The 15576-nt window shown below is 45.6% G+C and carries 18 protein-coding genes; 10 read left to right on the plus strand and 8 right to left on the minus strand.

The genetic code is table 11. The annotated features are described in order from the left end of the window. Positions 1-7: 7 nt before the first annotated feature. Positions 8-307, plus strand: a complete 300-nt coding sequence (locus tag J4N37_RS12155; RefSeq protein ID WP_005446190.1) for a DUF3301 domain-containing protein — start codon at positions 8-10, stop codon at positions 305-307. Here the strand turns inward: J4N37_RS12155 and J4N37_RS12160 are convergent. Then, entirely contained in the window at positions 267-752 is a 486-nt protein-coding gene (locus tag J4N37_RS12160; RefSeq protein WP_252042138.1) for a GNAT family N-acetyltransferase, read from the minus strand. The two genes, J4N37_RS12155 and J4N37_RS12160, sit on opposite strands and share 41 nt — an antisense overlap. Positions 753-1658: 906 nt before the next feature. Here J4N37_RS12160 and J4N37_RS12165 point away from each other — a divergent pair. From J4N37_RS12165 to J4N37_RS12175, 3 genes are all read left to right on the plus strand, one after another. After that, the gene (locus J4N37_RS12165) at positions 1659-1952 is read left to right on the plus strand and encodes a hypothetical protein (protein ID WP_045394131.1); all 294 of its coding nucleotides are present in this window, start codon (positions 1659-1661) and stop codon (positions 1950-1952) included. Next, a complete protein-coding gene (locus tag J4N37_RS12170; protein WP_005436748.1) occupies positions 1949-2392 on the plus strand; it encodes a YaiI/YqxD family protein in 444 nt (147 codons plus the stop codon). Before J4N37_RS12165 ends, J4N37_RS12170 begins: the two co-directional genes overlap by 4 nt. Before the next feature lie 94 nt (positions 2393-2486). After that, positions 2487-3212: a MipA/OmpV family protein gene (locus J4N37_RS12175; RefSeq protein WP_252041032.1), complete on the plus strand. Its 726-nt coding sequence runs from the start codon at positions 2487-2489 to the stop codon at positions 3210-3212. Positions 3213-3268: 56 nt separating this feature from the next. Here the strand turns inward: J4N37_RS12175 and J4N37_RS12180 are convergent, their stop codons facing one another. From J4N37_RS12180 to J4N37_RS12190, 3 genes are all read right to left on the minus strand, one after another. Next, positions 3269-4855, minus strand: coding sequence for an AbgT family transporter (locus J4N37_RS12180; RefSeq protein ID WP_252041034.1), 1587 nt, complete (start codon positions 4853-4855; stop codon positions 3269-3271). Between the two features lie 228 nt (positions 4856-5083). Next, positions 5084-5209, minus strand: coding sequence for a type B 50S ribosomal protein L36 (gene ykgO, locus J4N37_RS12185; protein WP_070968538.1), 126 nt, complete (start codon positions 5207-5209; stop codon positions 5084-5086). Between the two features lie 3 nt (positions 5210-5212). After that, positions 5213-5473 carry a type B 50S ribosomal protein L31 gene (locus tag J4N37_RS12190; protein WP_009707432.1) on the minus strand — a complete coding sequence of 87 codons (261 nt, stop codon included), beginning with the start codon at positions 5471-5473 and terminating at the stop codon, positions 5213-5215. A gap of 125 nt (positions 5474-5598) precedes the next feature. Here J4N37_RS12190 and tsaA point away from each other — a divergent pair, with 125 nt between their 5' ends. The 5 genes from tsaA to J4N37_RS12215 all read left to right on the plus strand — a co-directional run bounded on the left by tsaA (position 5599) and on the right by J4N37_RS12215 (position 9474). Then, a complete protein-coding gene (gene tsaA / locus J4N37_RS12195) occupies positions 5599-6294 on the plus strand; it encodes a tRNA (N6-threonylcarbamoyladenosine(37)-N6)-methyltransferase TrmO (RefSeq protein WP_252041037.1) in 696 nt (231 codons plus the stop codon). Positions 6295-6405: 111 nt separating this feature from the next. Further along, complete coding sequence (locus J4N37_RS12200) at positions 6406-8121, plus strand: proline--tRNA ligase (protein ID WP_252041039.1); 1716 nt, start codon at positions 6406-6408, stop codon at positions 8119-8121. 173 nt (positions 8122-8294) lie between these two features. Then, on the plus strand, positions 8295-8963 hold the full coding sequence (locus J4N37_RS12205; protein ID WP_009707435.1) for a tellurite resistance TerB family protein: 669 nt from the start codon (positions 8295-8297) through the stop codon (positions 8961-8963). 113 nt (positions 8964-9076) lie between these two features. Beyond that, complete coding sequence (locus J4N37_RS12210) at positions 9077-9283, plus strand: YaeP family protein (RefSeq protein ID WP_005529380.1); 207 nt, start codon at positions 9077-9079, stop codon at positions 9281-9283. Next, positions 9283-9474 (plus strand): DUF4250 domain-containing protein, encoded by a 192-nt coding sequence (locus J4N37_RS12215; RefSeq protein ID WP_010449802.1) that lies wholly within the window; start codon positions 9283-9285, stop codon positions 9472-9474. The genes J4N37_RS12210 and J4N37_RS12215 overlap by 1 nt, the downstream gene beginning before the upstream one ends. Positions 9475-9567: 93 nt before the next feature. Here the strand turns inward: J4N37_RS12215 and J4N37_RS12220 are convergent, their stop codons facing one another. From J4N37_RS12220 to J4N37_RS12230, 3 genes are all read right to left on the minus strand, one after another. Beyond that, positions 9568-10932: a sodium-dependent transporter gene (locus tag J4N37_RS12220; RefSeq protein ID WP_005436738.1), complete on the minus strand. Its 1365-nt coding sequence runs from the start codon at positions 10930-10932 to the stop codon at positions 9568-9570. Positions 10933-11175: 243 nt separating this feature from the next. Continuing rightward, positions 11176-11919 carry a YggN family protein gene (locus J4N37_RS12225; protein ID WP_138944053.1) on the minus strand — a complete coding sequence of 248 codons (744 nt, stop codon included), beginning with the start codon at positions 11917-11919 and terminating at the stop codon, positions 11176-11178. Positions 11920-11979: 60 nt separating this feature from the next. Further along, entirely contained in the window at positions 11980-12459 is a 480-nt protein-coding gene (locus J4N37_RS12230) for a GreA/GreB family elongation factor (RefSeq protein ID WP_252041041.1), read from the minus strand. Positions 12460-12535: 76 nt separating this feature from the next. On the opposite strand from J4N37_RS12230, the gene J4N37_RS12235 reads away from it, so the two are divergent. Further along, positions 12536-14461 carry a RecQ family ATP-dependent DNA helicase gene (locus J4N37_RS12235; RefSeq protein ID WP_045394112.1) on the plus strand — a complete coding sequence of 642 codons (1926 nt, stop codon included), beginning with the start codon at positions 12536-12538 and terminating at the stop codon, positions 14459-14461. Here the strand turns inward: J4N37_RS12235 and dinB are convergent. Next, positions 14458-15486: a DNA polymerase IV gene (gene dinB / locus J4N37_RS12240; protein ID WP_045394109.1), complete on the minus strand. Its 1029-nt coding sequence runs from the start codon at positions 15484-15486 to the stop codon at positions 14458-14460. The genes J4N37_RS12235 and dinB overlap by 4 nt on opposite strands. Positions 15487-15576: the final 90 nt, after the last annotated feature.

A 15576-nucleotide genomic window follows, 5' to 3' on the forward strand; every position in this document is an offset into this window, starting at 1 on the left:
ATTAGGGATGATCGGTGACCTATTAGCCATTTTAGGACTGTGCTTCTTCTGCTTTTTGTTTTGGCAGCAACGACGTCAATCGGAGTTGGCAAAAGCGGCCATTACGCGTAAATGTGAGCAGTTGGATCTGCAATTGGTGAGCATCGCTTTTGGTGCACATAAACTGAAAACGCCAGACGGAATCTGGCGTTGGCATACAGTGTATCAATTTGAGTTTTCATCCCTTGGTGATGATTGCTACCAAGGAGAGTTGACGATGATCGGGTTTAGGCCGCTGAACTTTCACCTACCGCCACATCGCTTGTAAATTCCATTTCAAAGTAAGGGCCGTAAAGGTCTTTACTTTCTATAGTCTTTGTAAATCCAAGTTTTTCCAATACTGCCGTGGATGCTTTGTGATGGCTGTTCACATTCGCTTTGACTTTGTGTAGCCCAAGCTCACGGCACGCTTTCGGGAAAAACGCCTTTAGCGCTTCTGTCGCTAATCCTTTACCCCAATAAGCTTTATCAAAGATAAATCCCAGCTCTGGTTCATGATCCAGATTCGAAATGAATACGTGTCCCATGTAATCACGACTGGCACTCTCAAGCACCGCCATGCTGTAGACATTCTCATCATCCAGAATCTTCTCAAACAACTGCTTAGCAGAAGACACCGTATGAGGGCCGTTCATCTCTGCGCGATTTCTAGCGCAACAATTCAACATCACGAACTCTAGTTGCAACGACTCATTGTAGGGTAGAAGAAGCATTCTTCTGGTTACTATGGTCACATCTGTTCCTTGATTACAGCAAACTTAATTTATCCACATAACAATAACTCGTGAGCTATCGATTTGTTATGCGGTACATAACGCCATTTAGAGAAGCCGAAAGTTAAACCAACTGATTGGAAAGGATATTGATCTGGATTGTTTTTTATTCAGTGTTGTAAGGAATTTATAAATAATGTGATATTGACACTTTTAATTATTTTAAGTTATGTAAGTGCCAAAATAAGAAAGACCCCGACACTAGCGTATCGGGGTCATAGTCTTACTCGCAGCAGTCCGGCTACTAATTAGTGCTCCATGCATCATCCATAATAGTGGCTGATTCCGTCAGCTTAGTCCTTACGTCGCCGTCCTAGCGGTGTCCTTATCATCCTGATAGCTAACATTCCTCGTTAGCGCGCATCACTTGTTCCTTGAGCGGTGTCCTTTGCATCGTCCTGATGCTGTCCTTACCTCAATCCTATGAGGGGTCCATTGTCTTTCCTTAGTCATCAACATCCTATTGATGATTGTGTCCTTACAATGTCCTACGCTCCTTGCTTGATCACTCATCCTGAATAATCAAATCGTCGTCCTGACGATGACCAAATCCTTGGTGCTTTCCTGTTCCATGTCTGCTTCCTGCCGACAAGGTTTAATTTACGCTTTTCCCTTTAAATCACAATCTACCCAAGAAAATCTTTTGTTGAAAAACTTAGTTAACAGCATGTTAAAATGATATTTTTCATACACTTACGGACAAAACATTCTGTTTGGCTGATGACGAAATCGTTTTCTCTTACAACCCGTGTGAGAGATCTCGCACAAGGCACTGCCGAAATTGCTATTCGCTAAAATCAACCGCGCAAAGTATGATGATAGAAGTCATTTTAGTAGGGACAAATTATGTTAACTCAAGACGTCACTAAAGATCTGGAAGCCGTGATGGAGCAGCTACAGCAGCAAGGCAAAGAGCCCACTGTGGCACTGGTAAAAGCACGAATGAAAACGCCCGTGCCAATGCCTGCATTAATCGCAACCATCAAAAGTTGGAAGAGCGCAAACCGTATCCCTAAAGTGGAAGTAGCGGTACAAGCTCCGAAAGAAGAAGATCGCATCACCGCGCTCGAAAACACGGTTGCTCAACTGGTGACTCGCGTTGAAGAACTGGAAGCAAAGCTGAGTGAGAAGACATCATGAAGTTGTGGGTAGATGCGGATGCTTGTCCGAAAGTAATCAGAGAAACGATTGTACGCGCCGCTGAGCGAACCGGTGTAGAATGCACATTTGTAGCGAACCATGTAGTCCCTGTACCCAAGCGTGCCAATATTCACTCTCTGCAAGTACCAGCTGGCTTTGATATTGCCGATAACGAAATCGTACGTCGCGTGGAAGCCAATGACTTAGTGATTACCTCTGATATTCCATTGGCAGACGAAGTGATCAGCAAAGGAGCTCAAGCATTAAGCTCACGAGGCGAGTTATATACGAAAGACACCATCAAAGCGCGTTTGAACATTCGTGACTTTATGGACACCATGCGCTCAAGTGGCATTCAGACTGGCGGCCCTGCAGCTTTGTCTCAAACTGAACGTCGCGAGTTCGCAAATCATCTCGATAGAATCCTTGCCAAGCGTTGATTACGCCTCCCCTTTGCATGAAAATCATTCGTTGATGAAATAGGAATCACAAAACTCCGTTCTTTATTGTTATAACAAAAACGGAGTTTTATTTATGAAGTCACGGATTGCCTTTTCTCTCACTTTGCTTTTATCGAGCCCTCTTTCATTGGCTAACAATGAGTCTTTTGGCATTGTTGGCGGCAGCGCCACCTATGGCGAAAGCGTGTTTTCCATCAAAGACACCCCTCAATTTGGCGCAACACCGAATCTGTTTTATTCAGGGCCGATAGGTTTTATCGATGGCAGCTTAGCCAACTGGCAAGCCTTACCCTACGTAGGCGTATCGGCCAATTGGCGTTTTGCAGAAGTCTCCGATACCTTTGCCGATTTGCCAAATGGCATCAACGACCGCGATGGCAATGGTGAACTTGGTATTACTTTAGGCACCGTTGGTGCAAGACTGACTTATCTGCATGACGTTACCTCAGAACATAACGGTTACGAAGTTCAACTGCATCTCGGTCGGACGCTAGAAACTTGGCTACCACCGTTTACCCTCACTCCCTTTCTAGAAGTCGATTACCGAGATAAAAAACTCTCTAACCATCTGTACAGTGTTTCAGCACAAGAAGCGGCAGCATCAGGACTAAAAGAATTTAAGGCCGATTCTACTTTTGTTTATCAAGCCGGAGTTATTGGTTTGTATGAGTTCACACCATCTTGGATTGGCATTTCTAAAGCTGAGTTTGTGCATCACGATAGCGACAGCCCTTTAATTCAGCGTGATGTCGGATGGTCGTTTGAAGTCGGGCTGACGTATCGTTTTGCAGGGCTATAAGTAGACAAAAGCCTGCGAGAAACGCAGGCTTTGATTGAGCTGAGTGAAGCTTCTAGTTAAGGCGTGTAGTACGTTGCCGCACCTGGACCTACTGGTAGACCGAATACGAATACCCATAGGTAGAATAGAACGCTCCAGCCAACAATGAAGACAATTGAGTAAGGTAGCATGGTCGCAATCAGCGTACCGATACCTAAGTTCTTCATGTAGCGTGTGGCTACCGCGAGGATAAGACCAAAGTAGCTCATCATCGGTGTAATGATGTTCGTTGTTGAGTCACCAATACGGTAAGCCGCTTGAATAGTTTCAGGTGCGTAGCCCACCAGCATCAACATAGGTACGAAGATTGGCGCTGTTACTGCCCACTGTGCTGATGCCGAACCAATCATCAAGTTGATGAAGCCACACATTAGGATGAAGGCGAAGAACAACATTGGACCAGTTAGACCAATTTCCTGCAGGAAGCTTGCGCCCGCAACCGCAAATACCTGACCGAAGTTTGTCCACTTGAAGAAAGCAACAAATTGAGCGGCGAAGAATACCAAAACAATGTACATACCCATTGAAGACATTGACTTCGACATTGCATCAATCACATCGCGATCATTCTTCATAGTGCCTACAACGCGACCATAAACAAAGCCTGGTACTGCAAAGAAAACAAAGATAAACGCAACAATACTCTTTAGGAATGGAGAGCCCGCAACCGTACCTGCATCAGAACGCAGAACACCATCAGCCGGAACAATAGTCCATGCCAGTAGTGCAGAAACGACCAGTACTGCGATACCCGCCAGCTTAAGACCTTTCTTCTCTACGTCAGTCAAACCACCCATTTTATCTTGAGATAGGTCTTCTGCCGCTTCTTCATCGTTGTATTTACCAAGTTTCGGCTCAACGATTTTCTCCGTTACAAATGCACCGGTAATCGCGATAAAGAAGGTAGAAACAAACATGAAGTACCAGTTTACTTCTGGGCCTACCGTGTAAGTTGGGTCAATCATCTGTGCTGCTGTTTCAGTGATACCTGAAAGCAGTGGGTCAACCGTACCAATCAGTAGGTTTGCTGAGTAACCACCAGATACACCAGCAAATGCGGCTGCTAGACCAGCAAGTGGGTGACGACCTAATGAGTGGAACAGCATTGCAGCTAGTGGGATCAATACCACGTAGCCAAGCTCAGAAGCCGTGTTTGAAATGATACCTGCGAAAACAACAGTAACGGTAACCATGCGCTGAGAAGCGCCCATTACTAGGCCACGCATTGCAGCAGAAAGTAGTCCAGAATGTTCTGCAATGGCAACACCAAGCATCGCAACCAAAACCGTACCTAACGGTGCGAAGCCAACAAAGTTTTTCACTAGGTTAGTAACAATCAGTTCTAAGCCGTCAGCATTGAGCAGACTGATTACTTGAATCATACCGTCCGCTGCACGACCCGGTGCGCCTTCTGGGCGAGGATCCATGACTGCGACTTCAAAGTAGCCCGCGATACCGGACATCACTAGGATTGCAAGACAGAAAATGGCGAAAAGTGTGATTGGGTGGGGTAAAAGGTTCCCCAAATATTCAACTGTATCTAAGAAGCGCGTGAATAGTGGCTTCTTTGGCGAGTTTTGTTTCATTGAAGCAGATGAACTCATCTGTTCCCTCCTTGTATTTATTCCTGCGCATTTGTGACAAAAATGTCATAAAGCTTGCGCAGGGTACTCGACACAAGGGTTAAGTGAAAGTTCAAAACGTTACAGAATGTAACTTAAAGACGGATTTATGACCTATTATCGATAAAAATATAGTTATATCACCCACATATAGATCATAAATCAGAATTATAAGTAACTACATCCCATAAATTATTACGATATTTATGGTTATTTTTGAACCGCCTTGAAGCGCGGGTTCGACTTGCAAATGACGTATAAACGTCCTCTTCTTTTTACGATTTGGCAATCAGGATGGCGGTTTTTTGCACTCTTTAATGATTTAACAACTTTCATCTCTTAGTCCTTATCTTTATTAAATTGACCAAAGCGACGATTAAAGTTCGCAATACGACCTTCCGCTTGAACCACACGTTGCTTACCGGTGTAAAACGGATGAGAAGCGGATGATACATCGAGAGTGAAATATGGATAAGTTTTGCCATCTTTCCATTCGATAGTGCGATCAGTGTGTAGTGTCGACCCCACAACAAAGTATTCGTCTACGCTTGTGTCGTGAAATACCACGGGACGGTATTCTGGATGGATACCCGGTTTCATATTAATTGTCCTTTCGATTAATTGTTATGTTATAACAATACAATTAAGAATCATTATCAACAAAAAAGCAAGCGGAATTTTGTGGTACTTTAGCTTCCATCTCCCATGCTTAAGACAACGTATCCATGTACTCCATTGAGCCTATTGGCGTTATTCAAAGCCCATACAAAGAGAAATTTGCAGTCCCTCGCCAACCTCGTTTGGTGCCAGCCGCGCGCTCACGCGTCAAACTTCAAGGCGCAGCAAATAGTCCAGAAGCCGTGCGCGGATTGGAGCAGTTTTCTCATGTTTGGTTGTTGTTTTTGTTTGATCAGAATTTAGAAGCCGGATGGAAACCAACTGTGCGCCCACCTCGTTTGGGCGGCAATGAGCGTATTGGTGTGTTTGCTTCACGTTCGACCTTTCGACCTAACGGCATTGGCATGTCAGCGGTAGAAGTTAAAGGTATCACCAAGGAAGGCGATCAGATCTATTTGGATCTTGGTAACGTAGACTTGGTCGATGGCACGCCAATTGTCGATATCAAGCCATACATCCCCTACTCAGATTCTATTGCAGAGGCACAAGGTGGCTACGCGGAAGACGAACCTGAAAAATCACAGGTCGACTTCTCTTCAGCGGCACTGGCAGCACTCGAAAAGCGTGACGATACTGAGTATGTCAAAACGGTGATCGAGCAGGTTCTGGCGCAAGATCCTCGTCCGGCTTACAAGAAAAACAAGCCTGACAATAAGGAATATGCGGTAAATTTGTTCGATCTGAACGTTAAGTTCACGGTTAGCGATAACTTAATAACAGTTACTGCGATTGAAAGCTTTTGACAAAGGCATTTGGCTGATATTATAAGCGGCTAACAATTTTCCCCTTGTGGGACCTTCATACTCCTGTCCATTCTGGCTTGAGTATCTAACTTTAATAAACGGATAAATTTAATGCGTACCAGTAATTATCTTCTTTCTACTCTGAAGGAGACTCCAAACGACGCAGAAGTAGTGAGCCACCAGCTCATGCTACGCGCGGGTATGATCCGTAAGCTGGCTTCAGGTCTTTACACCTGGCTGCCTACTGGTCTACGTGTGCTGCGTAAAGTCGAAAACATCGTTCGTCAAGAAATCGACAATGCAGGTGCAGTCGAAACTTTGATGCCCGTTGTTCAGCCGTTTGAACTATGGGAAGAGACAGGTCGTTCTGAGAAGATGGGTCCTGAGCTACTTCGCTTTACTGACCGTCATACTCGTCCGTTTGTTCTTAGCCCTACAGCTGAAGAAGTGATCACTAGCCTTGTGCGTAACGAAGTGAGCTCTTACAAACAGCTTCCGCTAAACCTGTACCAAATCCAGACTAAATTCCGTGATGAGCGCCGCCCACGTTTCGGCGTAATGCGTGCACGTGAATTCTGCATGATGGATGCATACAGCTTCGACATCGACAAAGAAGGTCTAGAGAAATCTTACCAAGCGATGCACGATGCTTACTGTAAAGCATTTGATCGCATGGGCCTTGAGTACCGTCCAGTACTTGCTGACTCTGGCGCTATCGGTGGTAGTGGTTCTCAAGAGTTCCACGTACTTGCTGAAAGCGGCGAAGACCTAATCGCATTCTCTACTGAGTCTGATTACGCAGCGAACATCGAAAAAGCAGAGGCGGCAGCACCTGCAGGTGAACGCGCTGAACCAACTCAAGAGATGACGCTGGTTGATACGCCAAACGCGAAAACAATCGCGGAGCTTGTAGAGCAACACGGTCTAGCAATCGAGAAGACAGTAAAAACTCTATTCGTTAAAGCGTCTGATGAAGTAGATGCTGACATCATCGCTCTTATCGTTCGTGGTGACCACGAGCTAAACGAAGTGAAAGCAGAAAACCTACCTCAAGTTGCTTCTCCACTAGAGATGGCAACAGAAGAGGAAATGCGTGCACTTATCGGCGCTGGCGCTGGTTCTCTAGGCCCTGTTGGTCTTGAACTTCCATTCATCGTTGACCGCTCTGTTGCTGTAATGAGCGACTTCGGTGCGGGCGCAAACATCGACGGTAAACACTACTTCGGTATCAACTGGGGTCGTGACGTTGAACTAGGCCAAGTTGAAGATCTACGTAACGTAGTAGAAGGCGATCCAAGCCCATGTGGTCAAGGTACGCTAATGCTTAAACGTGGTATCGAAGTTGGTCACATCTTCCAACTAGGTAACGTTTACTCAGAAGCGATGAACTGTGGTGTTCTTGGTCCTGACGGTAAGAACGTAATCCTAGAAATGGGTTGTTACGGTATCGGTGTTTCACGTGTTGTTGCTTCTGCAATCGAGCAAAACCACGACAAATACGGCATCATTTGGCCAGACGCTTTAGCGCCTTTCCAAGTGGCTATCGTTCCTATGAACATGCACAAGTCTGAAGAAGTAAAAGAAGCAGCTGAGAAGCTGTACGCTGAACTGACGGCTATGGGTATCGAAGTACTATTCGATGACCGTAAAGAGCGCCCAGGCGTAATGTTCTCTGATATGGAACTTATCGGTATTCCTCACACTATCGTGATCGGTGATCGTTCAATGAAAGAAGGCAACTTCGAGTACAAGAACCGCCGCTCTGGTGAGAAGACAGCCGTTGCAATGGCAAACATCGTTGAGCACGTTAAAGCTCAACTACAATAAGCTGCACTAAGCACACTGTGCTGAATATATAGCGATGAAAAGGGTTGGCTTCGGTCAGCCCTTTTTTACATCTGATTTTCTAAGTGTGTAGACCCTCTCTAATATTTGCGTTGTTAATCTTTGGTTCAGATTTATCACCTTACACTGGATTCAATCTAGTAAGGAGGTTACTCATGGATCTAAAAAGTCTTCTTAACCAAGCACTCAAATCAGACCTACTTAAACAAGGTAGCGATGCGCTCAGTAAACAAACGAGCAATATCAAATCATCATCAAGTTCTAGCCAGCTAAAAACGCTTGGCGCAGGTGCGATTGGTGGCGGCCTTATCGGCGTGCTAATGGGCTCTAAGAAGAGCAAAAAGATGGCCAAGAAAGTCGGTACAGGCGCACTCAAAGTCGGTGGCGCAGCAGCATTAGGTGCTTTGGCTTACAAAGTCTATAACGATTGGCAAGCAAAACAGGATACACAAGGTATCAACGAAAGCTTCGATCCTGATGACAACAAACATGCAAAACTGATCCTCAAAGCCATGATTGGTGCAGCCAAAGCCGATGGCCATGTCGATGAAGAAGAAATGGCTCGCATCGAGCAAGCACTGACAGAAATGGGCGCAGATGATCATGTAAGACAGTTGGTTCATCAAGAGCTACATAAGCCTCTCGATCCGGCAGAAATCGCACGCTTAGCGACCTCTCCACAACAGGCTTCAGAAATATATCTGGCATCACTGATTGTGGCCGATGAGCAAAACTTTATGGAAAAAGCGTATTTGCAGGAGCTTGCAAAGCAGCTCAACCTTGCTCCAGAAGTGACGCATCAATTGGAAGCACAGTTGCAGTGATGAATGTTTGCTCAAGTTGCTTGTTAACTTGAGCCAAAACAATTCTCTGCTTTGAGTTTCAAAACGGCTATGTGTATATTTGAGAGCAGTTATCATTTATTAAGGATTTAGCCATGCAAGTATACGGCTGTTGTGAATTAGTTCGTGAGCTTTACGCTCAAATCGGTAGTGGCGATCAAGCATACGTGCCTCAAGCAATCTCGTGTGCCGTAAGAGCACTGAATGACGTTGCGGCAGACGAGTCTCTACCAAAAGACGTGCGTGAAAAAGCGGCGTTTGCTGCGGCAAACCTACTGATCTCTGATTTCGAGGATAAGTAATGAATTTAGCGAACTTCGAATCCATGGATCCAATCATGCTGATGAGCATCGTCAACATGAAGCTACGTGACGACTTCGGTGGTGATCTGGATAAGCTGGTTGCATTCTTTGATATCGACCGCGCAGCACTTGAAGCAAAGCTGGCAACGGCGGGTTTTGACTTTCTGCCTGACGCAGGTCAGTTCCGTTAACCGTTCATCGCGACGGACAACGTAAACAACGAATAGAAAAAAGGGCTTGATGCATTCATCAAGCCCTTTTCTTTTATGCTTTGAGTACGCCGATTAGCCGAACGAGGCCCAAATAACGGTCGCTACCAGAATCGGACAAACAAACTTCACGTATGCTGGCCACAACTTACCGAACCAACCTTGAGTAAACTCCGGGCAACCTTGCTCAAGCTCTTTGATTTTTGAGTGACGATTCCATACCCAACCACCAAATAGACAGAACAATAGCGCCGCCATAGGTTGTAGATATTGCGTTGCGATAGTCGCAACCATGCCAAACAGTGCGCCGAAGTTAAATACGATAACCACACTGAACAGCGCAATCAGGCCACCCAATACCCAGCTTGTCGTGCTGCGTTTCGTGTTGAATCGCTCACCCACCAGCGCAACCGGACATTCAAGCATCGAGATAGAAGACGTCAATGCTGCAATCGTCAGTAGTAAGAAGAAAACAATTGAGAACAGTTGGCCAAGCAAACCTAAGCTATCAAACATCAGCGGTAGAACTGTAAATACCAGTGTATCTGAACTTAATAGGGAACCATCTTCTGCATAGATTTGAACGCCTTTTTGCATCGCAACGAACATTGCAGGCATCACCACTAGACCAGCAATAAAGGCAACGGCGGTATCGACCATAGTCACGTTCATCGCCATCTTCGGCAAGTTCTCTTTCTTACTTAGATAAGAGCCATAGATAAGCATCGAACAGCCACCGATGGTCAGAGAGAAGAAGCCTTGGCCCATTGCGGCAAGGATAAGTTTGCGATCCCATACTTTCTCGAAATCAGGTACCAGATAGTGCTTCAAACCTTCCATCGCACCGTTTTGCGTCATGATGTAGATGAACAGCAAACCGAACAGAACAAACAGTGCTGGCATTAGACGTGTAGACCACTTCTCAATGCCCTGCTTCACGCCGCCTTGTACGATCAAAATGGTTAATACATAAAATGTAATCGTACCAAACAAGTTGCGTTCAACGCTGAAGCCTTTCAACCATTGTGTCGCCGCTTCCATGCCCATGATGTCGGTCACAGCACCCAACATAAAGCAGATCAACCAGCCGCCTACAATCGAGTAAAACGCCAAAACCGCACTTGGCACACTCAGACCAATCCAACCAACTAGGCCGCCAAGCTTCTTGCCCACAGGGTTGTCTGTTAGAGAACGCATGCTGTCTACTGGGTTTGCTTGACCATGACGACCGATCGCCATTTCAACCACCAGCATTGGGAATGCAACGATAAGAATCATCACCAAGTACACCAACAAGAAGGCGCCGCCGCCGTTGCTTGCTGCTTGGGTAGGAAAGCCCCAAATGTTACCTAGACCCACCGCGGCACCAGCTGCCGCTAAGATGAAACCAAGGCGTGAGCCAAAATGCTCACGAGGCTGAGAAGAAGTTTGTTGCGTCATACCACTCACACAAATATCAATGAACTAGCTGACTAGTACACTATAGCAATATCATCTTCTCAACAAGAGCGATTAGGTTAATTACTCGACAGTTAGAACAATTAGTAGATATTCAGTTTGTAAATTTCTACGTACAACAATGAGCGACTAAAAAACAAAAAGGGCCGTTGATGACTCAACGACCCTTTTTATAAGTCTTAGTGGGTACAGATTAGCGCGCTATTCCACCACTTCCCAAACTTCTTATATTGTGAAGACTTGGTAATCTTTCAGCTCTGGGATCTTCTTCAGTAGGTCTTGTTCTTCACCCGCCATATCATCCAGAGATTCACACAAATCTTCCGCTTGTTTTTCTACGTCTTTCGAGTGTTCTGCTAGGCGCTCTTGTACCTTAGCTTGCAGTTCGGCCATGCTTTCAGACAGCGCAGTTAGGTTCAAACCACCGTCTTCTTTCATCTTGGCAGACAATGCATCAAATGCGCTGGTTAGGAATTCTTTGTTAAAGATTTCTTGTGCTTTTTCGAAGTCTTGTGACCATGATTCAGTCATCGAATCAAAGCTATCAGCAGGCAGAATAAAATCACCATCTTTGTAATAACGCGCTTCCACATCTGCAAAGAAGTCTTTTACTGCGACTTTCACGTTATCAAACGAATCAGGCGCATCAAGGCTGACCGCGATGTCATCTATAATGTCGTTTGCCAATGCTAAGCCATCACTTGCCAGCTGTTTTGCTTGCGGAATGTAAGCGTTCATCTTCTCGCGGTAGTTCTCGATTGCCGCTTTCTGATCATCATCAAGCTCAATCAGCTCGCCTTTGATGAACAGGTTATTGTCTCCGTCGACGACCGCTTTTTCACCATTGGTATGCACGATTTCTAAGTTCTGACCATCCATACGAACTTCGTTGTTAATATCGACGCGACACTGGGCTGCATAGCCACTGGCGCTGATGGTCAACAATGAGAGTGTGAGCAGTTTCTTCATTACTTTCTCTTTTTTCATGGTTATTCTTTTTAACTATAACAAGCAACTATGGATACGATGTCAGCAAACCGTCACGACTTCATAACAAGTTGTTTTATCGCCAATTTTCACATCAATCTCTTCCCCTTCTTCTTTGCCGACCAAGGCACAACCAAGGGGGGATTTCGGCGTGAGAACAAACACTTCTTTGCCTTGCCATTCAACGGTCAATCCACCGGAGCAAGGGCCAATAAAGAACGCTTTTTCAACATCGTTCTCGTCCACTAATTCCACATAAGCACCAACCGCGATACGAGCATCGGAAAAATCACGCAGCACAAGAGTGCGGTACTGGCGAAGCTCTTCTTCACTTTCTTGTACACGCATTGCTTGCCCGTGTGCCAGATATGACGCCTCAAGCGCTAATGTGTCGTACTTATGCTCAGGTACGGTCTCTTCATCGGTCGCAGCGTCAATAGCTCTTTGCGTCGAGGCATGAGCAACTTGCAGTTTATCTTCGAGTTGTTGAATGATTATTTGGACTAAATCGACTTTGTTCATACTTTTAGGGCGCGCGTTTGGCACTCAGGGTGTGTTAATGTAGCCCAGTTTATCATCAAACCAAGGTTTCCCTATTATGCAAAGTGACTCGCTTCAGCAAACGCTTCAATCCGTGTTCGGGTTTGACTCATTAAGATCCGGCCAACAACCAGTGATTGAAGCAGTAATGAACGGACACTCAGCCGCTGCCATCTTCCCAACTGGCTCAGGGAAATCGCTTTGCTACCAACTTCCTGCTACTCAGTTACCACACCTGACGTTGGTGATTTCACCGCTTCTTGCATTAATGAAAGACCAACTAAGCTTCTTACAAAGCAGAGGCATTGCTGCGGCATCTATCGACAGTAGCCAAAGCCGTGAAGAAGCACAGCAGGTGATGGCTGGTGTGAAGAATGGACATATCAAGATTTTGATGATCTCGGTGGAGCGACTCAAGAACGAACGTTTTCGCGAGTTCATTCGTCAAATTCCGCTTTCTCTAATGGTGGTCGACGAAGCGCACTGTATCTCAGAATGGGGTCATAACTTCCGTCCTGACTACCTTAAACTGCCGCAATACCAACGTGAACTGAATATTCCGCAAACCCTGTTGCTAACCGCAACAGCAACGCCTGCTGTTATTGAAGACATGCAAAGTAAGTTTAATATCGCTGACGAGAATATTACGGTTACTGGTTTCTATCGCTCTAATCTCGAGATTTCTGTGGTGCCTTGCGAGGAAGAAAATAAGCAAACACAGCTGAATGACATCATTGCTGCGGCCCCTAAACTGCCGAGTATCGTGTACGTAACTCAACAGCAAACCGCAGAGCAAGTTGCTAGCTCACTGATTCGTTTAGGCATCAATGCTCACGCTTACCACGCAGGTATGAAAAGCGACATACGCGAGAAAATCCAACAGCAGTTTATGGACTCACAAATCGACTGCATTGTCGCCACAATCGCGTTTGGTATGGGGGTAGATAAATCTGATATTCGCCGTGTTATTCACTTCGATTTACCGAAATCTATCGAAAACTACGCACAAGAAATCGGGCGTGCTGGACGAGATGGGCAGCGTTCGGAGTGTATTCTTTTGGGGAATACCTCTGGCTTAACAGTATTAGAGAACTTTGTTTACGGTGACACACCAGAGCCAAGCTCAATCAATTATGTATTAGAACAAATTCGAGAGAACACGCCTCAGTGGGAAGTGATGGCGCTACGCTTATCTCGCGACAGCAATATTCGCCAACTGCCACTAAAGACCTTATTGGTTTACCTAGAGTTGGCAAAAGTGATAGAAGCCAAATACAGCTATTTCGCGGAATATCGCTTCAAGTTCTTACAAGACCAGTCTTTCATCCTCAATCAGTTCCAAGGTGAACGACGTCAGTTTGTTGAAGCTATTTTTGCTTGTTCAACCAAAGCGAAAGTGTGGTGCCAAGTGGATTTAGAAGCCTTGTGGATGAACTATCAATCTGAGCGTAGTCGTGTAGTTGCGGCGCTTGATTACTTCCACCAAAACGGTTGGATTGAATTAGAAAGCAAACAGCTCACGGATGTGTATTCGGTTCTCCCTGCTAAACAAAATCAAGAAGCGATTTCTCAGCATTTGGCTGAGCTGTTCCAATCCAAAGAACAGAAAGACATTGAACGAATTCATACTATGTTGAATCTGTTCCAATCATCGGACTGCTTGAGCTATCAGTTAGCGCATTATTTTGCTGATCACAATGCACCAACGCAATGTGGCCACTGTTCTGTGTGTCGTGGACAAGTCGCATCGTTCCCTCAGCCACAACAAGTACAACCTGAGTTGACTCACCTATCCGCTTGGGTTGATGAATTTGTCCAACTTTCACCAACGGTGATTAGCAATGCCGCTGTGGCGCGCTTCCTGTGTGGGATCAGCACGCCAATCATTGCTCAGCTTAAAGCCAGCAAACTGCGAGGCTATGGTTCAATGGCGAATGTCTCTTTTGCACTGGTACTAAAACAGGTTGAGTTAGCGCGAGCTTAGAAGAAACTCAATTGGCGCGCTTGTTGTTCAGGCTTGAGCATCACACTCAAGCCTAACAGCCTTATTTCTCGGCCGTTTTGACGCTTGAGAATGTCTCTTAGCAGCACTTTGAAATCTTCGAGTTCAAGTTGAGGATGAATGTGCTCGATCGTTGTGAGTTGAAAATCAGCAAACTTGAGCTTGATCCCCTGCTTGATGATCGATTTATCTGGACTGGCTTTCTCTAAACGTCTCTCCAGTTCAGGGTACAACTTGTCTTCAATCACCTTCCAACACTCATCATAAGTAGCAATGTTTTCGCTGAAAGTGCGCTCTACCCCAACCGATTTACGTTCGCGCTCGACCACCACTTCGCGATCATCAATGCCATGGCTACGCTTCCACAATGACGCACCTTGGCGCCCAAATTGGCGTAACAGCTCACGGTAATCACTGTTTTTGATGTCTTCACATAGGTAGAAGCCTGCTTGGTGTAGTTTCTCCAAACTGACTTTGCCAACACCGGGAATCTTTTCTAGCGGTAGTTTATCCACCACTTCTTGAACCTTCTCTGGCGGAATCACAAACTGACCATTAGGCTTGTTCATGTCGGAGGCGACTTTGGCGAGAAACTTAATCGGCGCAATACCGGCAGATGCCGTTAATCCCAACTCAGAGTATATGTCGTTGCGAATTGACTCAGCGATTAAGGTCGCAGAGCCTCGGCACATCTTAGAGTCAGTCACATCCAAATAAGCTTCATCGAGAGACAGCGGTTCTATTAGCGGGGTATATCGCTCAAAAATGGCCCGTATCTGTTGGGAAACTTGTTTATAGACGTGCATTCTACCGGGTACCACGAGTAAGTTCGGGCATAACTGGAGCGCACGCGCTGTTGGCATCGCACTACGAACACCAAATTTGCGCGCTTCATAATTACACGTACTGATCACCCCACGTTGTTTCTCATGACCGCCGACAGCAAGAGCCGTCCCTCGGTAACTTGGGTTGTCACGCATTTCTACAGCGGCGTAAAAGCAATCCATATCAACGTGAATGATTTTTCTTACTCGTTCTTGCACGATCTACACACAAATAACACTGTTTAAAAAAACAGTATAGCGATAAATAGGCGC

It is taken from the genome of Vibrio sp. SCSIO 43153, from assembly GCF_023716625.1.
Lineage (GTDB): Bacteria > Pseudomonadota > Gammaproteobacteria > Enterobacterales > Vibrionaceae > Vibrio > Vibrio rotiferianus.